Source organism: Corynebacterium halotolerans YIM 70093 = DSM 44683 (assembly GCF_000341345.1).
GTDB lineage: Bacteria > Actinomycetota > Actinomycetes > Mycobacteriales > Mycobacteriaceae > Corynebacterium > Corynebacterium halotolerans.
In genome coordinates this window covers 226375-249279 of record NC_020302.1, presented here as the reverse complement: position 1 = coordinate 249279, position 22905 = coordinate 226375, and the positions used below count along the sequence as shown (strand labels likewise).

Annotated in this window: 25 protein-coding genes; 3 read left to right on the top strand and 22 right to left on the bottom strand. The window is 69.2% G+C overall.

The genetic code is table 11. The features are described 5' to 3' along the window. Positions 1-24: 24 nt before the first annotated feature. The gene (locus tag A605_RS01170) at positions 25-1239 is read right to left on the bottom strand and encodes a YihY/virulence factor BrkB family protein (RefSeq protein ID WP_015399674.1); all 1215 of its coding nucleotides are present in this window, start codon (positions 1237-1239) and stop codon (positions 25-27) included. 208 nt (positions 1240-1447) lie between these two features. On the opposite strand from A605_RS01170, the gene A605_RS01165 reads away from it, so the two are divergent. Continuing rightward, on the top strand, positions 1448-3148 hold the full coding sequence (locus A605_RS01165) for an FAD-dependent oxidoreductase (RefSeq protein WP_015399673.1): 1701 nt from the start codon (positions 1448-1450) through the stop codon (positions 3146-3148). A gap of 13 nt (positions 3149-3161) precedes the next feature. Here A605_RS01165 and A605_RS01160 read toward each other — a convergent pair whose 3' ends face one another. The 20 genes from A605_RS01160 to A605_RS01065 all read right to left on the bottom strand — a co-directional run bounded on the left by A605_RS01160 (position 3162) and on the right by A605_RS01065 (position 19763). Continuing rightward, on the bottom strand, positions 3162-4040 hold the full coding sequence (locus tag A605_RS01160; protein ID WP_015399672.1) for a hypothetical protein: 879 nt from the start codon (positions 4038-4040) through the stop codon (positions 3162-3164). Positions 4041-4050: 10 nt separating this feature from the next. Then, complete coding sequence (locus tag A605_RS01155) at positions 4051-4815, bottom strand: YggS family pyridoxal phosphate-dependent enzyme (protein ID WP_015399671.1); 765 nt, start codon at positions 4813-4815, stop codon at positions 4051-4053. 69 nt (positions 4816-4884) lie between these two features. Then, on the bottom strand, positions 4885-5943 hold the full coding sequence (locus A605_RS01150; RefSeq protein ID WP_015399670.1) for an NAD(P)-dependent alcohol dehydrogenase: 1059 nt from the start codon (positions 5941-5943) through the stop codon (positions 4885-4887). 44 nt (positions 5944-5987) lie between these two features. Then, positions 5988-6308: a DMT family transporter gene (locus tag A605_RS01145; RefSeq protein WP_015399669.1), complete on the bottom strand. Its 321-nt coding sequence runs from the start codon at positions 6306-6308 to the stop codon at positions 5988-5990. Further along, a complete protein-coding gene (locus tag A605_RS01140) occupies positions 6305-6646 on the bottom strand; it encodes a DMT family transporter (protein ID WP_015399668.1) in 342 nt (113 codons plus the stop codon). The genes A605_RS01145 and A605_RS01140 overlap by 4 nt, the downstream gene beginning before the upstream one ends. After that, positions 6643-7164, bottom strand: coding sequence for a TetR/AcrR family transcriptional regulator (locus A605_RS01135; RefSeq protein WP_015399667.1), 522 nt, complete (start codon positions 7162-7164; stop codon positions 6643-6645). The genes A605_RS01140 and A605_RS01135 overlap by 4 nt, the downstream gene beginning before the upstream one ends. A gap of 438 nt (positions 7165-7602) precedes the next feature. Next, complete coding sequence (locus tag A605_RS01130; protein WP_015399666.1) at positions 7603-8214, bottom strand: DUF3618 domain-containing protein; 612 nt, start codon at positions 8212-8214, stop codon at positions 7603-7605. Continuing rightward, positions 8211-8717 (bottom strand): phage holin family protein, encoded by a 507-nt coding sequence (locus A605_RS01125; protein ID WP_015399665.1) that lies wholly within the window; start codon positions 8715-8717, stop codon positions 8211-8213. Before A605_RS01125 ends, A605_RS01130 begins: the two co-directional genes overlap by 4 nt. Further along, positions 8714-9463 carry a hypothetical protein gene (locus A605_RS14705; RefSeq protein ID WP_015399664.1) on the bottom strand — a complete coding sequence of 250 codons (750 nt, stop codon included), beginning with the start codon at positions 9461-9463 and terminating at the stop codon, positions 8714-8716. Before A605_RS14705 ends, A605_RS01125 begins: the two co-directional genes overlap by 4 nt. A 756-nt stretch (positions 9464-10219) precedes the next feature. Next, positions 10220-11398, bottom strand: coding sequence for an N-methyl-L-tryptophan oxidase (gene solA / locus A605_RS01115; protein ID WP_015399663.1), 1179 nt, complete (start codon positions 11396-11398; stop codon positions 10220-10222). 29 nt (positions 11399-11427) lie between these two features. Continuing rightward, positions 11428-12522, bottom strand: a complete 1095-nt coding sequence (locus tag A605_RS01110; protein WP_042440223.1) for a tyramine oxidase subunit B — start codon at positions 12520-12522, stop codon at positions 11428-11430. A gap of 122 nt (positions 12523-12644) precedes the next feature. Then, entirely contained in the window at positions 12645-14021 is a 1377-nt protein-coding gene (locus tag A605_RS01105; RefSeq protein ID WP_015399661.1) for an ammonium transporter, read from the bottom strand. Positions 14022-14295: 274 nt separating this feature from the next. Beyond that, entirely contained in the window at positions 14296-14577 is a 282-nt protein-coding gene (locus A605_RS01100) for an MGMT family protein (RefSeq protein WP_015399660.1), read from the bottom strand. A gap of 8 nt (positions 14578-14585) precedes the next feature. Continuing rightward, positions 14586-15416 carry a VOC family protein gene (locus A605_RS01095; protein ID WP_015399659.1) on the bottom strand — a complete coding sequence of 277 codons (831 nt, stop codon included), beginning with the start codon at positions 15414-15416 and terminating at the stop codon, positions 14586-14588. After that, positions 15417-15707 (bottom strand): RNA-binding S4 domain-containing protein, encoded by a 291-nt coding sequence (locus tag A605_RS01090; protein ID WP_015399658.1) that lies wholly within the window; start codon positions 15705-15707, stop codon positions 15417-15419. A 71-nt stretch (positions 15708-15778) separates the two neighbouring features. Beyond that, positions 15779-16099 carry a heavy metal-binding domain-containing protein gene (locus A605_RS01085; protein ID WP_015399657.1) on the bottom strand — a complete coding sequence of 107 codons (321 nt, stop codon included), beginning with the start codon at positions 16097-16099 and terminating at the stop codon, positions 15779-15781. A gap of 62 nt (positions 16100-16161) precedes the next feature. After that, on the bottom strand, positions 16162-16845 hold the full coding sequence (locus A605_RS01080; RefSeq protein WP_015399656.1) for a LysE family translocator: 684 nt from the start codon (positions 16843-16845) through the stop codon (positions 16162-16164). A 10-nt stretch (positions 16846-16855) separates the two neighbouring features. Continuing rightward, complete coding sequence (locus tag A605_RS01075) at positions 16856-17581, bottom strand: SDR family NAD(P)-dependent oxidoreductase (protein WP_015399655.1); 726 nt, start codon at positions 17579-17581, stop codon at positions 16856-16858. A 165-nt stretch (positions 17582-17746) separates the two neighbouring features. Beyond that, on the bottom strand, positions 17747-18382 hold the full coding sequence (locus A605_RS15750; RefSeq protein WP_244429002.1) for a PDDEXK family nuclease: 636 nt from the start codon (positions 18380-18382) through the stop codon (positions 17747-17749). 688 nt (positions 18383-19070) lie between these two features. Beyond that, positions 19071-19763, bottom strand: coding sequence for an alpha-ketoglutarate-dependent dioxygenase AlkB (locus A605_RS01065; protein ID WP_015399653.1), 693 nt, complete (start codon positions 19761-19763; stop codon positions 19071-19073). Positions 19764-19799: 36 nt separating this feature from the next. On the opposite strand from A605_RS01065, the gene A605_RS01060 reads away from it, so the two are divergent. After that, entirely contained in the window at positions 19800-19979 is a 180-nt protein-coding gene (locus A605_RS01060) for a maltose acetyltransferase domain-containing protein (RefSeq protein ID WP_161607623.1), read from the top strand. Continuing rightward, on the top strand, positions 19972-22344 hold the full coding sequence (gene hrpB / locus A605_RS01055) for an ATP-dependent helicase HrpB (RefSeq protein WP_015399651.1): 2373 nt from the start codon (positions 19972-19974) through the stop codon (positions 22342-22344). Before A605_RS01060 ends, hrpB begins: the two co-directional genes overlap by 8 nt. 152 nt (positions 22345-22496) lie before the next feature. On the opposite strand, the gene A605_RS01050 is transcribed toward hrpB, so the two are convergent. After that, positions 22497-22874, bottom strand: a complete 378-nt coding sequence (locus A605_RS01050; RefSeq protein WP_015399650.1) for a hypothetical protein — start codon at positions 22872-22874, stop codon at positions 22497-22499. Between the last annotated feature and the right edge of the window lie 31 nt (positions 22875-22905).

Genomic DNA, 22905 nt, shown 5'->3' with positions numbered 1-22905 from the left:
CGCCCCCCCCCCGGCGCGTCGGCGCTAGGGACGGTGCGCGGTGCTGCCCGGGCGCTTCCGCTTATCGACGTCGTCCCCGCCCTCATCGTCGTTGTCGTCCTCGTTGTCGTTATTGTCGGCACCGGTGTCGACGGAGTCGTCGTCGTTGTCGTGGGCCTCGCGCAGCTCGCGGCCGTCGGCCTCCAGTTCATCCTGCACCTTCTTCTGCTTCTCCACCTTGGCGGTGTCACGCGGCGGCAGCTGGATGTTGTCCTCGGCGGGGAGGTCAGCCTGCAGTTCGCGGGCACGCTCGACCTCGGCGTCGATCTCCACGCCCAGCAGCAGCATGATGTTGAACACCCACAGGGTCAGCAGCAGGGCCATCACGCCACCGATGGCGCCGTAGGAACTGTATCCGCCGAAGAACGCGAAGTAGATGTACAGGGCCACGCCGGCGAGCGCGATGCCGATGATGGCCACGATCGAGCCGAGGCTCACCCAGGTGAACTTGGGCGGCTTCACGTTCGGGGTGAAGTAGTAGAGCACGGCGATGAGAGCGATCACCAGAGCCAGGATCACGGGCCACTTCACCCACGCCCAGATGGGCAGGAAGGTGTCCAGCAGGAAGTTCAGGACACCGCTCAGGCCGAGGGGTTCCGCGATCGGGCCCAGCAGCCCGTCGACGAGTGTCTTGTTGAGGGCCAGGGAGACCAGGATCAGCACGATGCCGACCAGCAGGCCGAGCGTGGTCAGCAGCATGGTGCCGGTCTGCTTGATCAGGCCGCGCCCCTCCTCCCGGCCGTAGACGATGTTCGAGCTGCGGGAGAACGCCTTGACATAGGCCGAGGCGGACCACAGGGCGACGGCGATACCGATGATCAGACCGATCACGCCGCCGGTGGCCGAGCCGGTGACGTTGTTGACCAGGTCCACCACCAGATCCTGGTAGTCGGCGGGCACGTACTCCCGGACGAAGTTGTCCACCAGGGAGGTCACGGTGTCGGCGTTGTTGGCCAGCACCAGGGTGATGATCGAGAACACTGCCAGCAGGGCCGGGGCCAGCGACAGCACGGTGTAGTAGGTGAGCATGGCGGCCAGGTCGGTGCCGCCATCGGAGGAGAACTCCCGCGCAGCGCGTTTGAGGGCGTATTTCCAGCTGGGGCCGGTCAGCTTCGGCGGGTCATCCGGTTTCTTCTCACTGTCGGGGGCCGGGGCGTCGGCGGCTTCGAGGGTGTCGTCGATGTATTCCTGAGATGCCACGGTGATGTCCTCTCTACGTCCACGTCAGTGGAGGTTGGTTTCATCTGGTTCCCGATCGTATGCACGAAACGACATCCGTGCGCCGGCCGCCGGGGGGCGCATCTTCCCCGGGAGCGGGTCGTTGCATTCGCTCCGCAAACTTGCACTGCGGGTGCAACTTCGCCGCTACCGTGAAAGTGATCTGGACCACACTACATGGGAGGCCAGTATGACACACCTGAACAACCGGGAACACACCTACGACGTCATCGTGGTGGGTGGGGGATCCGGCCTGCTGGGCGCCATCACCGCGGCACGCGCGGGTCTGCGCGTTCTGGTCGTCGAGAAGAGCGGGTACCTCGGCGGATCCACCGCCCTGTCCGGGGGCGGCATGTGGATGCCGGGCAATGAGGTCGTCGCGCAGGAGGGCGCGGTGGACAGCCCTGAACGGGTCGAGGCCTATCTCGACGCCGTGGTGGGCGACACCGCGCCCCGGGGACTGCGGACCACCTACCTCCGGAACGCGCCCGCGGTCGTCGAGGAGCTGCGCGAGGTCACCCCGCTGGAATTCATGCACATGAGCGAGTACGCCGACTACTTCTCCGACCGGGTCGGCGGCTCGACGGCCGGGCGTTCCATCGAGTCACTGCCCTTCGACCTCAACTCCCTCGGAGAGGACGCGGCCCTGGTGCGTCCCGGCCTGATGGCGGCACCCGTGCCCATGCCCGTCACCGGCAGCGACTACCGCTGGATGAACCTCATGCTGCGCCGTCCGGCCAGGGCCCTGCCGAAGATCGCCGTACGCGCCGTCCAGGGCATCGGCGGCAGGATACTGGGCAGGAACATGGTCGTCGGCGGCACCGCCCTGGCGGCCGGCCTCGTCGCGGGCGCGCGGCGGGCGGGTGTCGAGATGTGGACCAACGCTCCGCTGACCGGCCTCGTGCTTGACGACGGTCGCGTCACCGGCGCCGTCGTCGACCGGGACGGTCAGTCCGTGCGCGTGGCCGCCACCGGCGGCGTGCTGCTGGCGGCGGGCGGTTTCGACCACAACATCGAGCTGCGGCAAAAGCACCAGTCCCCGGCCCTGCAGGCGGGGTGGGCGTTCGGCAACCCGGCCAACACCGGCGATGTCCTGCAGATCGCGCAGGAGGCGGGCGCGGCCACCTCGCTGCTGGACCAGGCCTGGTGGTTCCCCGCGGTGCCACCGGCCGAGGAGGGCGGACGGCCGTCGGTGCTGCTCGCCGAGCGCTCCCTGCCGGGTTCGATGATCGTCGACTCCAGCGGACACCGTTTCTTCAATGAATCCGCCGACTACATGACCGCGGGACAGATCATGCTCGGCCACGATGACGGCGGGGATCCCCACCTTCCCGCCTGGCTGATCTTCGACCAGCGGTACCGCAACAGCTACGTCTTCGGCGGCGGGAGCATGCCGGGGGCGCCCCTGCCGCAGAGCTGGTACGACGCCGGCATCGCGCACCGGGCGGCGAGCATCGGGGAACTGGCCGACAAGCTCGGCACGCCGGGACTGGTCGACGGGGTGGCGCGGTTCAACCTGCTGGCCGCCCAGGGCAACGACGACGACTTCGGCCGCGGCCGGTCACACTACGACCGCTACTACGGCGACCCGACCAACACCCCGAACCCGAACCTGCGGCCGCTGACCCGGGGGCCGTTCCACGCGGTGCAGGTCGTGCCCGGGGACCTCGGCACCTGCGGCGGAGTGGACACCGACGAGCAGGCGCGCGTCCTGCGCGCCGACGGCACGCCGATCGAGGGGCTCTACGCCAGCGGAAACGTCTCCGCCAACGTCTTCGGCAGGTACTATCCCGGTCCCGGCGCGACGATCGGCCAGGGGGTGGTCTTCTCCTGGCTCGCCGCCCGGCACATGGCCGATCGCGTGCGGACCGGCGTTACCGTACGGGCCTGACCGGGGTGCGCGGTCAGCAGCCGGGCACGGCGTTGACGGCGTCCACCGGGAGGAGGGCGCCGTCCGGGATCGCCTGGCGCAGGTTGTGCGGATCATGGCAGGCGAGACGGTCCTTCAGCTGGGCCCCGCTGGCGGTTGGGGTGCCCGAGCTCCCCGGCTCGACCGCGGAACCGTTCCCGCCCGGGCTGGGTGCCGGGACGCCGGGGGCCGGATCACCGGTCACCGCGGCCCGGACGTCGGCGGTGTGCGCGGCCGACCCGCCGTAGGTGTTGGCGACCAGTACCCAGCCCGGACCGAGGGAGGCGGTGGCGTGGACGTCCCGGTTGTTCGACCAGCCGAATTTCGTGCCGAACGTCCCCGGCACGACGGCAGTGCCGAAGTTCTGGGCGTAGCCGTCGGCGGCGGTGGGCGCGGCCGTGGCCATGCCGGTGAAGATGGGCGCGGCGACGGGGTCGTGGCGGATCTCGGAGAGGAAGCGCGCGACATCGTCCGAGGAGGTGGTGCCCGCGCCCCAGTAGCCGTTGTAGGAGGTCTGGGTCAGGCCGAAGGCGGAGATGGTCTCCGGGATGGCCTGCGGGTAGGTGGCGTCGAGATCGGAGGCGACCGCGTCGTCGGAGACGCGGATCATGTGCTCGACCCGGGCCTTGTCCGCGGGGGCGCCGTGGTGGAGCACCCAGTGGGCCAGGTAGAGCTTGGACAACGAGAGCACGGGCCGGGACTCGCCGGAGTTGGCGGTCGCGATGCGCGTGCCGTCGTCGAACTGGAGGGTGATCTGCGTGCGCGGCGGGACCGCGTTCGGGTCGAGGTGGGCCGCGCCCGCCGCGGGCGCGGCCAGCAGGGTCAGGGCGGACAGGAGGGCCGCCAGGACGGTGGCAGTGCTGACTCGCTTCATGGCCCCGAGTCTAGTGATTTTCTCGGCCCTGACCCGGCCAGTATTCGCTGTCCTTCGTCGCGCGGGCCCCGAAGATCGCCTGGCCGACCCGGACGGTGGTCGCGCCCTCCTCGATCGCCCACTCGAAATCGCCGGACATGCCCATGGACAGCTCGTCCAGGTTCATGCCGTCGGGCAGGCCGGGGATGAGCCTCTCCCGCAGTTCGCGCAGCCGGGCGAAGCAGGGGCGCACGACCGTCTCGTCGCGGGAGAACTCCGCGAGCGTCATCAGGCCGCGCACCCGCAGGCGGTCGAAGTCGGCGAGTCCGGCCAGCACGCCCGCGACCTCGTCCGCCGCCAACCCGTGTTTCTGCGGTTCCAGGGAGGTGTTGACCTGAATGAACACATCCAGGTGCCGGTCGACGGCCTCGAGGCGGCGCTGCAGGGCCGCGCCCACGCGCACGGAATCCAGGGCGTGGAATTCATCGGCCCAGGCGGCGCAGTCACGGGCCTTGTTGCGCTGCAGGTGGCCGATGACGCACCACCGCACGCCGGTGTCGGCCAGCTCCCGCGCCTTGGCGGACAGCTCCTGGATCCGGTTCTCCCCCAGCGTGGTCATCCCGGCGGCGATGGCCAGGCGCAGGCGCTCGGCCGGCCAGGTCTTGGACACCGGCAGCAGGCGTACCTCGCCGGGATCGCGTCCGGCGCGGCGGGCGGCGTCGGCGATGCGCTCCTCCACCGCCTCCCGGGCGATGCGGAACTCCTCGACGGTCTCCGGGAACGGGAAGTCGCTCATATTTGTCACGCTAGCCGATGGACCGCGGTTGCCGTGTCCGCGGTGCCGCGCGGCCGGCTGCCACCGGGACTAGAGCGTCGCGGCGTCGATGACGAAGCGGTAGCGCACGTCGGCGGCGATGGTGCGGTCGTAGGCCTCGTTGATGCCCTCGGCGTCGATGAGTTCAATTTCGGCGGTGACCCCGTGCTCGGCGCAGAAGTCCAGCATCTCCTGGGTCTCACGGATGCCGCCGACCAGGGAACCGGAGAGACTGCGGCGCTTCTGGGTGAAGGAACGCGTCTTCGTCTCCAGCGGCGCGCCGGGCAGGCCGAGCTGGACCAGCACGCCGTCGAGACGCAGCAGCTGCAGGTAGGCGTCGATGTCGAGGTCGACGGAGACGGTGTTGAGGATGAGGTCGAAGTAGTTGCGCCACTCGTCCGGCAGACCGTCGGCGGTGGAGACGTGGTGGGTGGCGCCGAAGCGCAGGGCGTCGTCACGCTTGCGCGTCGAGTGGGAGAAGACGGTGACCTCGGCGCCCATGGCGGCGGCGATCTTCACGCCGACGTGGCCGAGGCCACCCATGCCGATGACGGCGACGCGCTTGCCGGGACCGGTGTTCCAGTGCTTCAGCGGGGAGTAGGTGGTGATGCCGGCGCACAGCAGCGGGGCGGCCGCGGCCGGATCGAGGGACTCGGGCACCCGGACGACGAAGTCCTCGCGGACCACGATCTGCCGGGAGTAGCCGCCCTGCGTGTACTCCTGGTCGGCGTAGGGGTCCTCCGCGCCGTAGGTGGTCACCACGCCGTTGTCGCAGTAGGAGATCTCGCCCGCCCGGCAGGGCTCGCACTCGCCGCAGGAGTTGACGAAGCAGCCGACGCCGACGCGCTCGCCGACCCGGTGCTTCGTGACCTTGTCACCGACGGCCTCGACGCGGCCGACGATCTCGTGGCCGGGGACCAACGGGTAGCGACGGTCGCCCCAGTCGCCGCGGATGGTGTGGATGTCGGAGTGGCAGATGCCGGCGTACTCGATGGCGATGCGCACGTCGTCGCCGCGCAGGGCCCGGCGCTCGATCGTCACCGGCTCCAGCGGCTCGGCGAAGCCCGGGGTGCCCCAGGCGCGGGTGGTGGTGGCGGTCTGGTCAGTCATGGTGGCGAGGGTACTCATTCCCACGGGCGCGTGCAGACCCGGGTTCAGTAGCCCGCGCCGAGCTCCACCAACAGGACCCCGCCCATGATCAGCCCGACGCCGAGCCACATCACCGGGGTGAACGGCTCCTTGAACAGCACCCTGCCCAGCAGGGCGGTCAGCACGACACCGAGGGCGGTCCACATCCCGTAGGCCACACCCAGCGGCATACCCGTGCTGAGCGCCGCCGACAGGAAGGTGAAGGCCAGGATGTAACCGACGGCGACGGCCACGTACCAGACACGCCGGGAGGCTACCGCCATGCGCAGCGAGAGGGTCGCGGCGACCTCGAGGATGATCGCGAGAGTGAGGAACAGCCAGCTCATTCCGCCTCCGCCTTCCTGCCACCGAGTTCGATGCACAGCACCCCGGCGATGATGACGGCGATACCGGTGAGCATCATCAGGGTCAGTGGCTCGTCGAAGATGAAGTAGGAGAACACGGCGGTCAGCGCCACGCCGCACGCGCCCCAGATGCCGTAGGCCACGCCGACGCTCAGGCCGGCACGCAGCACCCGGGACAGGAAGAAGAAGGCGGCGACGTAGCCGACCACGACGACCGCGTAGAGGGCCGGGTCGTTCAGCGCCCCCTTCAGTGAGAGCGTGGCCATCACCTCCGTGATGATGGCGCCGGCGAGGTAGAGCCAGCTGCGGTGAATCCTCACTCCTGCTCCTTCCCACCCAGCAGTTCCAGGGCGATGCGGTGGACCGCCGCGCGCTCCGACGGGGCGAGGTCGGCGATACCGAGGGCCTGGTCGAACCACGCGCCGTCGGCGATCAACCGGACGGCCGTCAGCTCGGGGCCGGGCGTGGGGGTCGCCGGCGCGAACCACGGCCCGAGGCGTTCCACCCACCGCCGGCGCAGCGGCTCGCGGAGGGCGGCGTCGCCGACGATGACCAGGTCGGACGAGTCGAAATCGCCGGTGAAGGCGTAGTCCAGGTAGGCGCGCAGCCGGTCGAGCGGGTCCCCGGGATTGCGCAGCCGGGTGCGCAGGTCCGCCTCCCAGCCATCGATGATGTGGTCGACGACCGCGAGCACCAGGCCCTGCTTGGTGCGGAAATGATGGATCACGCCGGGCTTCGACAGGCCCGCCGCGTGCGCCGCGGAATCGAGCGTGAGCACCCCGCCGTCGCGCAGGAGCTCGACGGCATGGTCGAGGATTTTCGTTCTGGTGTCGCTCACCGGCCCGAATGTACCTACCATCTGGTTGGTAGGCAACCGGGACGGGAGTTGGGGCGGCTGCACAAGGGCGGACGCCGGTGGTCTGGGTACGGGTTTTTAGACCTGGTGTCCGCCCTACCGCTGGTGCGACAAGCCGTTTGCCCACGCCGCGCGGATCGCGACGTCGAGAAGTGCCGGCGCGGGCACGAGAACTGCGCAAGGGCGGACATCGAAGAGCCACGGCGGCGGTTCCAGCCCCAATGTCCGTCCTACCGCTGATGTGACACTTTCCCTCCCCGAGCCGGGATGTCAAGAAGCGGCACAAGGGCGGACCTCAACGGGTCACAGCACCAGTTTCCGCCGCAATGCCCGCCCTAAAGCCGATTCCCGCCCTCCCACAACAGACGATCGCCCGGGATACCGTCTCCGGCCCCGGGCGATCGCGTGAATTGTGGGGTGTCAGGACTCCTGGGTGGTGTCCTTGACCCGCTGGGCGGCCTGTCGGGAATCGTCCTTGAGCTCAGTGGCACGGTGCTGGCCCTCGCTCTTGACGTGCTGTGCTCCGGCGGTGGCGGAGTCCTTGACGGACTCGGCCGCCTCCTGCGCCTGCGGCTGGAGGGACTCACCCATGTCCTGTGCGACCGACTTGGCCTCCTCCAGAGCAGGTTCGGCCTTCTCCTTCGCCTTGGCCGCAGCGTCCTGCTCAGGCTGGGAGGCCGGCAGCAGCGAACCAGCCAGCCAGCCGGCGCCCAGGGCGATGAGTCCGGCGGCCAGCGGATTGCCGCGTGCACGACGCTTGACCTGCTCGGGGGCGTTGCGGGCCATCTGCCCGGCCTCGTCCGCCATCTCGCCGGCCCGGTCGCGGGCGTCCTGCATGGTGGACTGCCCGTTGTCGTGGTCGGGGCTGCCCATCACGGACTCACGCAGGTCGGTCCACTTGCCGCGGATCTTGTCGGTCTGGCGCTCGACCGCCTTGTTGGGGTCGACCTTCTCGGCCAGGGCGTCCACGTCTCGGCCGAGGTTGCCTCGGGTGCGTTCGATGTCGGCGCGGATGTCATCGGGGTTGGTCATGGCGTCTCCTTGCTGGGGTTCAGGGTCGGGGGAATCTCCTGGACGGTTTCCTGGGTCTGGGGCAGGCCCTTCATCTTGTCGAGTCGCTTCTTACCCACCACGGCCAGAATGGCGGCGATGACGGCCCAGACAGCGGCCACGATCAGCGCCGCCCAGCCCAGGTCCATCACGTTGCCCAGAGCCCAAGTGAGGGCCAGGGACAGAAACAGCAGTACGAAGAATCCGCCGAGGGCCGCCGCGGCGAGCATGCCCGCGCCCGCACCGGCCTGCTTGGCGGAAGTGGTGGCCTCGGCCTTGGCGAGCTGGATCTCCTGGCGCATCAGGGTGGAGAGGTCCTCGGTGAAGTGGGAGAACATCTCCCCCAGCGACTCGGTCCGCGCGCGGGTTTCCGCCTCGGAGTCAGGTATCTGGGACGAGCCGGCCGCGGGCGGGGTCAGGGGACTGCCGGTGGCGGGATCCGCCCCGGGACTGGTGTACGTCGGGTCATTCGAGGGGGAACTCATCGGCGGTCTCCCCGGTCGGTGATGTCGTCCAGTCGGTCACCGGGGGCGGTCTCCGGGGTGTCCCCGAAAGGGGTGCCGGGGGAGCCACCGGAGGCGAGATCAGGGGCGCCCTCCACCGGAGTGTGCAGCGGCGCTCCCGGTGCCGGGGTGGTGGGGGCCACACCCGGGTCTGCCGACGTGGTCGGCTCCACCGCTGCCGCCGGTGGCGGGGTGACGGCCTGCGGAGCCTCGGACTGGCGGGAGTCCTGCGAGGCGTCGTCATCGTTGTCGGCCACCCCGCGGGTCAGACGTCCGGCGACCAGGCCGACGCCGGCGGCGATGGCCAGGAAGGTGCCGGGGCGTCGGGAAGCGAAGCGGCGCACATCGTCGAGTAGTTCAGTGGGCTGCTTAGTCTCCAGCTGGGTGGTGAATTTCTGGGCCCGGTCGGCGAGCATCGAGACGACCTGGTTGACCATGTCGGACTCGGCCTGCTCTCCACGCGCCAGGCGCTGCAGGTCATCGGTGACCATGCGGGACTGCTCGGCCAGACGCTGCTGCTGAGTGGACGCCTGCGAGTAAACCTCATCCCGGGCCGAGTTCGTCAGGGACTTGGCCTGATTCATGGCTTCATCGGTGACCTGCCGGGCTTCCTGACGGGCGGTGTCGGCGACGTCGCGGGCAGCGCCCTGGGCCTCACCTGCGACCTTCGAAGCCTCGTCCCGGCCGGCCTCCTTGGCGGCTTGAGCTCGATCTTGATTCGTTGTCATTGAAGCTCCCTTCCGGCACTGGGCCTGGCTCGTTTCCGACCCAGATCTCGAGTGCCGAGCAGTAGATTTCTTGGACTTATAAGAAGATCGTTCCGTTTTTCAGTATGCCAGCGCTTACCACACGGCGCAGAAATCTTTTCCATCGGGCCCCCCTTAACATGGCGGGGACAGCTGAGCGATCTGACGGAATCCCAGGTGAAGGCGCTCTTTTTCGCGTGGACCGCACCCCAGGGCCACTCCGGGCAAGAAAACGGGGAAGGGAAAATGGTGGCCGCACCGAGGCGTGGTCTGTCTTCGATCGTCAGAAGCTCGGCTGACGGAAAAACTCGGTGCCCGACCGCTATCCGATTGGGCCCAGATGCTACCGGACCGGGATGCCGCCGGAGCCGTACACGGTCCCCGAGAGGGGGCCGGTGGAATCCAGAAACAAGATGAACGGCAGCACCGGGGTCATCGACATTGCGAAGCCCACGCCGAGCGGGTCGGAGGAGAAGGCCTGCGGGAGTCGGGCGGGGCGCTCGCTTCACCAATAGGTGCTGACACCCGGCTCCGGATCAAAGTGCTGGGCGGAGGCGGTGGCGGGCGTGAGAAGCAGGCCAGGGGCGGCCGCGGCACAGGATCGGGTGCGCATGAAGGTTCCTCCTGCGGGTCGTTGCCCTCAGTGGGGACCGCACGCCCCCGCCGCTTCCCGTGCCAGGACAGATCGCTACCCGATCGTGAGGCCCCTTCGGGCCCCGCGGCCGGTCGACGCCCGCCCTACGCCGAAACCGCGGCTCCCGCCCCGACCGAGTACTCCGTGCCGATCGGACGGTGCGCGTCGAGTGTGAAGTCGCGGTGCCGGACGCGCGCCTGCTCGGCCAGCGCCAGATCGCAGGCCAGCTCGCCGAGTGCCGGGGCGAGTTTGAAGCCGTGGCCGGACAGGCCGGTGACCACGACGACGTCGCCGAAGCGGTCGACGATGGGATCGCGGCTGGCGGTGAAGGTGTCGAAGTGGACGCTGTAGCGGTTGGGTTCGGGCTGCACGCCAGGGAACAGTTCATGGACCCGGGCGCCGAACCGGGAGATCAGGTCGCGGTCAAGGCGCAGGTCGGCATCCTCCGGCCGGTCGGTCTCCGGGCCGCCCCAGACGTCCAGGCCCGCGATCTTGACGCTGTAGCCGTCGACACAGGGGGCGCCGAAGATATGGAAACCGTCGCGGTCGCGGATGAAACAGGGCAGGCTGGCGGGGTCGAAATCGGTGCAGATGCTCGGCAGAAACCAGGTGAGCACCAGCTTGCGTACCTCGACCAGGTCGGCTATCTGCGGCACGAGTTCACGCACCCAGCTGCCCACGGTGACGACGACGCGGTCTACGACCGTCTCGCGGGCGTTAGTAGTGATCTGCACGCCCGTCCCAGTGTCGGTGACGTTGAGGATGCGCTCGTGATCGAGGACGGTCGCACCGTTGGCCATCGCCTGCTCGATCGCGCTGAGCACCGACAGTTCCGGGCGCAGCGCCCCGCCGAGCAGGTCGACGACGCCGGCCTCGTCGTCCCGGAAGTCCAGGCCTGCGTACCGACGCCGCATCTGCGCCGCGCTCAGCCGCTCGTGCGGCAGGCCGTGCGCCATCACCGAGTCCAGAACCCGCTGGAACGGGGCGTCGTCCTCGCGGCCGACGGTGAGCACACCGAAGGGGTGGAACAGGAGTCGGCCGGCCGAGTCCCCGAGCTCCTCCCAGAGCTCGCGGGCCCGCAGCAACAGGGGCACGTACTTCGCACCCTCATGGTAAGCGGTGCGGAACAGGCGGGATTCGCCGGTGTAGGCGCCGTAGCCGTGGCCGAGGCCGAACTGCTCAAAGCCTAAGACCTCAATATCGGGGCGGCGGCTGAGCTGCCACAGGGCCATGGAACCGGTGGTGCCTAGCCCGATGACGGCGACGCGGAGTTTGGCTGGCATGGTCTTCTCCTTGGCTTCGTGAGATGGATTCAGGACAATGCGGGGGTGTCCCAGAGGTTGAGCATGGTGCCGATGCCGCGATCGCGAGCCGTCCCGTAGACCTCCGTGGCCCAGGCCACGTCCTCAACCGGCATGCCCCCGACGGAGTAGAGGATGATCTCGTCGTCACTGATGCGGGCGGGGGTTTCCCCGGCCGCGATGTCGCCGATCTGGTGAATGCGGTTGCCGCTGAGGCTACCGTCCGCCAACATGTCCCACCAATGGTTTCCGGGGATCCCCAGCAGCCGGTAGGCCTCGGCCGGACCGTACTCCTCGTGCCAGGCGTCGTAGAGGCCGTGGTAGTCAACGACCAGGCGGGCACCATCCCGGATGAACGCGTCGTCGAAGCGGGCGGCGGCCGGCAGCAGCAAAAGCGCACCCGGCTTGAGCCATTCCTGCGCGAAATACGGGAAGGTCTCCGGACCTGCGGCGTCAGTGGTGGTGGCGGCGATGACCACGTCCGCGTCGTGCACCGCTTCCCGTTCTGTGTCGACGACCTCGATATGGCTGATCTGGGGGTGATTCTCCCGGACCCACTCGATGTAGCGGCGGATGGAGGCGGCCGAGCGCCCCTTGATCCTCAGCCGACCGATCCCGGGGCGCACGGCCAGGGTGGCGTCGAGGATGGTGCGGCTCATCACGCCGGGGCCGATGACCGCCGCGGTGGTGGCGTTCTCCACTGCGAGGAGCTTGACGCCGACGCCCGGGACGGCACCGGTACGGTAGGCCGACAGCAGGTTCGCGGACATGATGGCCTTCGGCGCACCCGTGACAGTGTCGTTGAGGACAAAGACGTGGATGGAGCGAGGCAGGCCGTGCCTGCGGTTCTCGGCGTTGGAGCCGTACCACTTCACTCCCGTGTTGTTGAAGCGTCCCCCCAGGTAAGCGGGCATTGCCATGAAGCGACGGTCCGGACCGTCGGCGGGCATACCGGGAAAGGCCGGCTTTTCCGGGAAGGTGACCATAGCGCCGTGCGAGTTCGAGTTCGGGCCGGCCATCATGTAGTCGCCCCGCGCCAGGAGAACGAGAGTCTCCTCCATGACGTCGACGCATCGGGCGATGTCGGTGACGCCGGCGGCAATCATGTCGGACTCGGAGAGGTAGAGGAAGTCGATGGCCGGGGCGACGGGAGTCGCGGGAACGGTGGTGATTCCGGTGGTGCCGGGGAGCGCGGCGGTCATGTTCATTACCTGTCTTTCCGGTGTGGTCAGGAAGCTGTGGAGGCGGTGGGAGCGTCGTCGGCGGCGCCGACGGACGGGGATGAGATCGGGCCCGGGGTGGGCGCCGCGGCCTTCCGGTCAGCCGCGGTGTCCGCGTCGGCCCGACGAGCGGCTTGCCCAAACATCGTGGATTGACGCAGCTCATAGGCCGTCTCGGCGTGGATGGCACGGTCGACGCCCATGTCCTCGTCCTCGCGGGAGATCCGGATGTCGTGGACCTTCATCATCGCGGTGGCGATCAGCCAGGTGAGCCCGAAGGACCAGACCAGGGTCACCGCCACGGCCAGCGGTTCACGCCACAGCAGACTCAGGTCCCCGCCGAGCAGGACGCCCTGCACCCCCGCGGGGGCGGCGGCGGAACCGAAGAGCATGACGAAGAAGGCGCCCGCGATGCCCGCGATGCCGTGGACCGCGAACACGTCCAGGGAGTCATCAATGCCGTGGTGACTCTTCCAGCTGATGGCCCAGGCCGCGAGCGCGGCGGCGAGGAAGCCCACCGCGATCGCCCCGACGGGGCTGACTGCGTCGGCTGCGGGGGTGATGCCGACCAGGCCGGCGATCAGACCGGTGGCCAGTCCCAGGAGGGTGGGGCGGCCGTGGCGCACGCGCTCCACGACGATGAAGCCGAGCATGCCGCCGGCCGCGGCCAAGATGGAGGTGACCACGACGTAGGAGGCCAGGAAGTTCGCACCACCGGCGGTGCCGCCGTTGAAGCCGAGCCAGCCGATCATGAGCATGCCCGCGCCGATCAGCGTGAGCGGTAGGTTGTGCGGACGGGTCGCCCCGGAGCGGCGGGCCCCGAGCACCAACGCCAGGGCGAGACCCGAGGCACCGGCATTCATGTGGACGGCGGTGCCGCCGGCGAAGTCGTGCATGCCCACCGTGTTGACCAGCCAGCCTCCGACAGTGCCGGTTTCGGGGTCGTCGAAGGCGAAGACCCAGTGCGCCAGCGGGGCGTAGACCAGGGTCACCCACAGAACCCCGAAGAGCAGCCAGGCCCCGAACTTCATCCGCCCCGCCGCGCCCGACGCCACCAGCGCCAGGGAGATCGCGGCGAAGAGGATATAGAAGCCGGCGGTGAGCAGGCTCCCCGATCCGTCGTTCACCAGCAGGTTGGAAAAACCGGCGAACTCCAGCGGGTTGCCGATCAGACCCAGTCCGCCGACCGAGTCGCCGAGCACCAGCCCGTGCCCGTAGATGACGTACACGACGGAGGTGACGGCGAGTGAGCCCATGACCATCATGAACATGTTGAGCACCTGGCCGCTGCCGAGCATACCTCCGTACAGGAACGCCAGGCCCGGGAACATCAGCGCGACGAGGGCGACAGCCGCCAGGATCCATGCGATGTCTGCTGCTTCCATCTTCTTTTCCCTCTCTTGAACGGCTTGTCATCTGCTGCGAAAGGAGCCGGAGCCTACAAATCCGTTTACCTATCGCTCGATAGGCAAACTACAGAGTTTCTATCTATTGGTCAATAGGTAATTGTCGACAGGGCACTATCCCGCTGGATTCCCATGCCGGGTCCGCAGGAAAAGACGCAAAGTGACTGGAATACTGACCTCTCCGCGCTGAGAACGGACGTCGTGAAGCGGCACGGCGCCCCCGCGAGGCCGACCGCGAATCACCGGCCCAGTCTCAGTTCATGCGGCACTCCCCCAGCCGCACGACCCGTCCGTTGTGGGGGATACCCTCGTCGTCCCAGTGCGGGACGGAGCGGTCGGGATCGTGGCTGGAGCCGTCGGCACGCACGACCCGCCACCAGGCGGTCAGGTGCCCGTACCGCGCCATCACCCGGCCGACCCGGCGCGGGCCGGTGCCGACGACCGCGGCCACGTCACCGTAGGTGGTGACGTGGCCGGCGGGGACACGGTCGACGGCGTCGAGGACCCGGGAGCTCAGGTCGTCGAGCTCGAGCACGTGAGGTCCTAGAGCTGGTTCGGGTCGAGGTTGAGGATGGAATCGGCCTCGCTGAGCTCGTCCTCGACGACCGGCTCGTCGATGCCGCAGAGGGTGACGGTCGCGCCGGTGGAGTCGGAGATCAGCGCCATGCGGCCGAACTCGGAGTCCCAGGGCTCGCGGATGATCTCGCCGCCGAGCTCCGGCACGCGCCTGACGGCGGCGTCGACGTCGAGCACCCCCAGGTAGGACTGCCAGAAGCTGGGGACCTGCGGCGGGAAGCTGCCCTCGGCCTTCCACAGGCCGGCGAACGGCGCGCCCTCGGACATGGCGGTGGCGTACTTGAAGTCCTCGCCGACGTCCATGGTGGCCAGCTCCCAGTCGAACAGGCCGTGGTAGAAGTCGAGGGCCTCGTTGTAGCGGGAGGTGGTGGTCAGCTCGTGCCAGACCGGGGTGCCGGGCTCACCGGCGGCGACGAAGGCATCCTCGCCGCGCGGTTCGACCAGCCCGAACATGGCCCCGGCGGCGTCGGCGAGCACGGCCATCCGCCCGAGCTGCACGTCGGTCGGATCGGCGAGCACACGGCCACCGAGCTCGGTGACCTGTCGGATCTGGCGTTCGATGTCATCGGCCAGGAAGTAGGTGATCCAGGTGTCGGGGAACGGCGCGTCGTCGGGCTGCGGGATGAACCCGGCGACGGGCAGGCCCTGCACGCGGGCGATCCGGTACCCGGACCCCTCGACCTCCTCGCGGATCTCCCAGCCGAGGATCTCGGAGTAGAAGTGCGCGGACTTGCGTGGGTCGGAGGTCGTCAGGTCAATCCAGTACGGCATGCCGCCGGTGGCCTCGAAAGCGGGCATTTACAGGTTCCTCCACTTCTCGGGGTCGAAATCGTCGTCGGCGGTGGCCTCGTCGAAGAAATCGTCCTCGCCCGGGTCCGCGGCGACGCGCGCGCAGGCGTCCTCGATGCAGACCACGTCACCGGGGCGCAGGGTGCGGCCGCGGCGGGTGTCCACCTCGCCGTTGACCGTCACCTGACCGTCGGCGATGAGCTCCTTGGCCTCCCCGCCGGTGGCGGTGAGGTTCGCGAGCTTGATGAACTGGCCGAGCTTGATCGTCTCGCCGCTGATCGCGACGTCTGCTGCGTGCATGGCTGCCAGTGTATCGGTGGGGGCTGCGACCGCGGGCGGAGGGTGGCCGCGGTCGCCGTGGGCCGGGTGCCCTACTGCGCCGGGGTCTTCAGCCGCACTGCCGTGCCGGTGGCGGAGACCAGCAGCAGGGTGTTGTCGGGGCCCACCATCTGGTGGTTGAAGACCACGCTGACGACGGCCTCTGCGTGCAGTTCGACGGCGCGTGCCTTCATCTCCTCGAGGGCGATCCCGCGGGCGCGCTCAACCTCCCGCTGACCGGAGATGTCCGGGTCGTCGGAGGTGGGGTTGCGGAACCGGCTGGTGTCGATGACCTGGTCTCCGATGACGATGCCGACGTACCGGGAGATCTCCAGGCCGTCGACTGAGTTGGTGGTGGTGACGATCAGGTCCATGGCCTCGTCCTTTCGGGAGGGAAAGATTCGGGAGGGTTAACCGCCACGCTAGCGCGCTCCGCCTACGCCAGCCACTCCCCCACACCCACAAGCCCTTCGTAGAGCATGAACAGGGCCAACGCCACGAAGATCACGCCCGTGACGATGTCGATGGCCGCCGCGTTGCGCACCAGTTTCGCCGCCAGGAGCCGCACCGCCAGCGCGAAGCCGACGAACCACGCCACGCCGGTGAGAATCAGCACCACGGCGATGACCGCCGCCCAACCCGCCCCCATCTCGGGGCGGACGAACTGCGTGAACACCGCTCCGAAGAAGAGAATGGCCTTCGGGTTCGCGAGGTTGGTGGTCAGGCCCAGCCGCCAGGCCCGCGGCGCGCTTGCCGACGCCGCGCCCGACCCGGCGTCTGCGTCTGCCGCGGCGTCGGCACGCAGGGTCACGGGGACGGCCGCCTGACGGCGGGTGGCCAGTCCGCCGCGGGTGGCGTTCACGCCCATCCACAGCAGATAGGCCCCGCCGAGCAACTGCAGGACCGTGAGCACGCCGGGATAGGCGTTGATCAGCGCCGACAGGCCCAGCAGGGAGCCACAGATCCACAGGGCGTTGCCCGTCATGATGCCCAGGGCACCCCACACGCCGGAGATCCGCGACTTCGCGCCGAGGCGGATGATCTGCAGCAGGTCGGGCCCCGGGGAGGCGATCGCCGCGATCCACACGGCGAGCAGGGCGATGAATTCGGAGACGGCCACCTCCGAGAGTTTAAGCCTGGTCGCGCGGCATGATGTTCAGTGTGTCGATGTTCACGTGGGCCGGCAGGGACGCCACCCAACGGATGGCCTCGGCGACGTCGCCGGCCGTGAGGTTGAGCTTGTCGGCGTAGACGGCGTCGGCCTTGTTGTGGTCACCCTTGAACCGGACCAGGGAGAAGTCGGTGTTCACGCGGCCCGGGTCGATCTCGGTGATGCGCACCGGGTTGTCCACCTCCTCCTGACGCATGGCGCGGGTCAGCGCCCGCAGGCCGAACTTGGCGGCGTTGTAGCCGGCGCCGCCCGGATAGGCGTTCCAGGCGGCCATGGAACCGATGTTGATGATCAGGCCCTCGCCGTCCTCGGCCTCGACCAGCTTCGGCAGCAGAGCCCTGGTCACGCGCACCACGCCGAGGACGTTGGTGTCGTACATCGTCTGCCAGTCCTCGAGGTCGGCCTCGCGCACGTGGTCCAGACCCAGGGCGCCGCCGGCGTTGTTGACCAGCAGATCCACGCGCGGCAGCTGTTCCACGAGCTGGTCCACGCTCGCCTGATCCGTGACGTCCAGCTCAATGGCGGTGCCCCCGGTCCTGTCCGCCACCTCGTCCAGGCGCTCCTTGCGGCGCGCGGCGACGACGACGTGCCAGCCGTTCTCGGCCAGGGCCTCCGCGGTGGCGGCACCGATGCCGGAGGATGCACCGGTGATGACTGCGATCTTCTTGTCGGTGGGAATGCTCATGCGCACGAGTGTGGCACAGCTTACTTCCGCATGCAGGGGCTTCCTCAGGCCGGTTTCCGGTGGCTTCGCAAAATCTTCCGGGCTTGTGCTCGACGAACAGGGAAGACACACTCCGAACCGGGTCAGGGTGCAGGATTTTGCGACGCAGAGGGGGGCCGCCCTCGATCAGGCCGCCGCCTCGCTGATCCGCTCACGAATCGCCTCCTCTATCTTGGCCGCGAGGCCGGAGGCGTCATTGAACATCCCGTACGACACCCGCAGGACGAGCCACCCCGAATGCGCCAGCTCGAAGTTGATCCGCGCATCTCGTTCCCGCTGTTTCTTCGTCCAGTGGTGGGCGCCGTCAAACATGAGCGCGATCTTCCAGGTGACCTCGGCGAGGTCCAGCACCGTCAGCAGTGGCACTCCGGCCTCCTTCGAGCAGGCCTCCCCGATCCGCCCGTCGCAGTAGACGGGCACCTGCGGAAGAAACTCAGCTCCGGACCGGGCGGCAGCCTGACCGGCGATCAACCTGAGCAGGGTCTCCTGAGGCGAATCCGTTCCCGGCCCGGACAACGAGATAATCCTCGCGAGCTTCCGGGCATCGATCAATCCGCGGCCAACTTCGGCGATGTGACGCTCATCGATCCCCAAGCCCCGTCGAAAGCGGTCGATGACCTGCACCGCCCGGATAAGTGGTTCCGATAGGCGGGCGATCTTCGGTACCTGCCACGCATGTTCCTCAATCAGAACGGAGCGGAGACACCGAATGAGAGTCACGGTTGGTGGCGTCACCTTCATCGGGGCGTCATTCAGATACACGGTCCACACCGGGAGGGAGGCCGGCTTGCGGTGTTGCGTAGGTCGGAGCGGATCCGTGCTCAACCGGCGGTTCCCGGAATGTGTGACACAGGTATCGGCTCCATCGCTGAAGTCCCCGATCCCGAGGAGCGCCGCGGCACTCCAACTGTCCGCGATCCACCCAGGGTGCTCGAGGAGATGCGCGGTGATCCTCGTACGAGCGTCCACCCGGTACCGAAGACGACGGGGATGGTGGCGGGCATCCGAGGCGGAAAGGGCATCCGGCCGCAGGAACTTCCGGGAAATGACATATCGCGGGGAGACCTGTTCGTACCATTCCCTGAGTTGCCGACGGGCCCGAGGATCCATCGGGCTGACGCCCAGATGGTCGGCGGCGCGGCCGAGCACTTCGGCCACACGCTCCGGAACGGGGACATCGCCGGGAGGAAGTGGCAATCCATCCCGGACACCGGCGAATCCCGGAAATCGGTGAACGAGATCGTCGCTGTCACTGCCCGCATACGGCATCGGCTGCTCCTGTGCGTACTTCGTCGGCTGCTCGGCCCGGGATCCGGGCCCCTACTGACGAAGTTGGACTCCCGCAGACGCGCCACGGTTCACTGCCACCGCAAAATCTCGCAGCAGAATGATGATAGAACCGCATTTTCCCTGTTCGCTCAAGATTCGGCGCAAGGTATTGCGAACCCGACTACAACCCCACCTGCCGGATCGTGATGTTGATCCTCCCCTCGCACAGCCCGCACCCGGCCGGCGCCGTGCCGTCCCGGACCACCGGCACCCCGTGGTACGCCCGGCGCGCCGGCCCGCCGAAGACCACCAGGTCCCCGGACATCAGGGTCACATCCGACCAGGGTCTCGTCCGACCGTGGACGTTTCCCATCCGGAACACGGCCTCGTCACCGATCGACAACGACACGACGGGGGCCTCGGAGACCTCGTTGGCGTCGACGTGCAGTCCCATCGACGCGCCGGACGGGTAGTAGTTGACTAGGGCGGTCTCGGCGCGGAATGCCCCGTCCGCCCAGGGGGCCAATTCCTCCGCCACCCCTGAAGCAGCCGAAAGCGCCGCCCGGGCCAACCGCCCGTACTCCGGCGGGACAGCGGGCACGTCGACCCCGCCCAGCGAGCGCACGTACCCGTACGGCCGCGTCCGCCAGTACCGCCCGAGCGAGAGGATGTACGCGCTCATCTGCCCCGTTCCCACCACGGGCCGGTGCATCGCCAGCGGGGTGCCGGCCACGGAGCGCGCTATCGCGCGGGCCTGCGACACCAGCCGTTCCTGCTCCGACACCGGCAGCCACCCCGGCAGGTGCGCCACCCCGGGCGCGACGAGAACCGCGGGACGGTCGAACCCGGCCCCGGAGTCGAAGAGTGTCGGCAAACAAACCACCCCGCAAACGAAGGCACAATGGACGTCATGAGCGAGTTCAATCCTAGGACCTACTCCGGTCTGGAACAGATGCGCAGTGGCCGGTGGTACCTGCCCGGCTCCGCCGAACTCACGGAGCAGCACGACAGGGCCGCCCGTCTGATGAAGGAGTTCAACAAGCTCGCGAACACCGAGGGCGTTCCGGTGGAGGGCAACCGGTTTGTTTGATCTGCACCGCATAGGTAGAGGTCTGCCCGTCGTCGAGACCATCGGCGAGCTCCCTGCGCTTCTCGACGCCGCCTCAACGGCCGTCATCCAGGCCCCGCCCGGCACGGGCAAGACGACGCTCGTCCCACCCGCCCTGGCCAACCACGTGCGGGGGAAGGTGCTGGTCACCGCCCCGCGGCGCGTGGCGGTGCGGGCGGCGGCGCGTCGGCTGGCGCAGCTCGACGGATCGAGGCTGGGTGAGTGCGTCGGTTTCACCGTCCGCGGCGAGCACCACCCGGGCGAGCTGGTGGAGTTCGTGACCCCGGGCGTGCTGCTGCGCCGCCTGATGTCGGATCCGGAACTCACGGGTGTCAGCGCGGTCGCCATCGATGAGGTCCACGAGCGCCAGCTCGACACGGACCTGGTACTGGGCATGCTGCTGGAGCTGGTGCAGCTGCGCGATGACCTGCGCGTGGTCGCCATGTCGGCCACCCTGGACGCGGCGCGTTTCGCGGAACTCATGGGCGCGCAGGTGTTGTCCACCCCGGCGGTGACCCACCCACTGGAGATCACGCACTCGCCCCACGAGGGCCGCCTGGGCTGCACCCGGTCCTTCCTCGACCACCTCGCCGAGCAGGCCCGCCGCGCCGTCGAACGCACCGGGCACTCGGCGCTGGTCTTCGTCCCCGGCGTGCGCGAGGTCGAGCACGTCGTCGGAAAGCTACCCGGGGCCCTGCCCCTGCACGGTTCCCTGACCGCACAAGAGCAGGACGCCGCCCTCACGCCGAGCGGGCAGCCGCGTATCGTCGTCGCGACGTCGATCGCGGAGTCCTCGCTGACCGTGCCGGGCGTGCGCGTGGTCGTCGACTCCGGACTGTCGCGCGTGCCGCGTCGCGATGCCGCGCGCCAGATGACCGGCCTGGTCACCGTCTCCGCGGCGAAGTCGACCGTGGACCAGCGCGCGGGCCGTGCCGGGCGTGAGGGGCCGGGCGAGGTCATCCGCTGCTACGCCGAGTCCGAGTACCGGCACCTCACGGCCCACATCACCCCGGAGATCGCCACCTCGGACCTGACGCAGGCCGCGCTCACCCTGGCGTGCTGGGGCACCCCGCGTGGCGAGGGGCTCCCGCTTCCCGACGCCCCGCCGGCCCCCGCCATCGCGGCGGCCGAGGAGGTGCTGCGCGGCATCGGGGCCGTCGACCAGCGCGGGGAGGCCACGGCGCGGGGACGGAAACTGGTCGGCCTGCCGGTCGATCCGCGGCTGGGGCGCGCACTGGTGGAGTGCGGGCCGACGGCCGCGGAGACCGTGGCGGCGCTGGCCGACGCCCCGCGCGGGGATGTGGGGGCGCAGCTGCGCATTCTGCGCGGGCAGCGGCGCTTCGACCGGGAGGTGGCACGGCTGCGCCGGCTCGCCCCGCGAGGTGACGGCACCTCCGATCCCGGGGTGATCACGGCGCTGGCCTTCCCGGGGAAGGTGGCGCGCCTGGAGGGTGGGGACAACCAGGACTATCTGCTGGCCAGCGGCACGCGCGCGGTGCTGCCACCGGATTCCCCACTGCGGGGCGCGGAGTGGCTGGCCGTCGCGGAGGTCACCCGCAGCGGCGGGGCCACCCGCGAGGGCCGGGCCGGCGCGACGATCCGGGCGGCCGCGCGCCTGACGGAGGCGGACGCCCTGCGGATCGTCGGCGTGGAGGAAACCGTCACCGCCACTTTCGAGGGCCGCAGACTGCGCGGGCGGCGGATCCGGCGGGCCGGGGCGATCGAGCTGTCGTCCACCCCGGTGCAGGTGCCGCCACACCAGGCCGCCGAGGCGCTCGCCGAGGGCATCCGGCGCGAGGGGCTCGGACTGTTCCGGTTCTCGGAGAAGGCCACGGCGCTGCGCAATCGGCTGGCCTTCCTGCACGAGCGGCTGGGCGAGCCGTGGCCGGACGTGGATTCGGCCGACCCGCTGGAGTTCCTCGGCCCCGAGCTGGGCGCCGTGGCACACGGCACCCCGGTGGAGAAGATCGACCTGTACCCCGCCCTGCAACGCCTGCTGCCCTGGCCGGAGGCCACCCGCCTGGACGAGCTCGCGCCTGAGCGGTTGGCGGTGCCCAGCGGCAACCGGCCCCGCGTGGACTACTCCGAGGGCCGGCCAGTGGTGAGCGTGAAACTCCAGGAATGCTTCGGGCTGGCGGAGTCCCCGAAGCTGTCGGGCGTGCCGGTGCTGTTCCACCTGCTCTCGCCGGCGGGACGGCCGTTGGCGGTCACCGATGACCTGGCCAGCTTCTGGTCCGGGCCGTACGGGCAGGTGCGCGCGGAGATGCGCGGGCGCTACCCGAAGCACCCGTGGCCGGAGGATCCGTGGAGCGCCCCGGCGACCGCGCGGACCAGGAAGCGGATGTAGGTGGGGCGTCTGGGGCCCGTTTATTCCGGCTCCACTCGGTCAGTCCCATCGGGTCGCTCCTGCCGACCCCGAGACACAGATCAACCTCCCGGGCATCGTGCCCGGGAGGTCTCGGATTTCAGGCGCGGGACGTTTCTGGCGACTCCCGCGAACTACGCCGCGGGGACGGCCGCGGGGGCTGGGGCGGCGGCCCGGCGTGAGCGGGCCAGCTGCACCAGGGAGGTGTAGGTCAGCCAGGTGGTGCCCTCGCCCTCCTCGGCGAAGACCTCGTGGGAATCGGCGTCGAGCTGGCGGAGCTGGAAGCCCTCGGGCAGCTCGGGGATGTCACCCGCGGCGACCGCGAGCAGCGGCAGGGTCTCGCCGTCGGCCCACACGTGCACCTCCGGCAGGGCGAGCAGTCCTGCGGCGGTGATCACGCCGTCGATCAGCTCGGCGGCGGTGTCGGCGTCCACGGACTCCTCGACCTTCACGGCGATCACCGATCTGTCGGTGGGTTCGTCAGACTGGTCCTGTTCTCTTGCGATCAGCATGTCTTTGATCGTAGACACATAAGCTTTGATG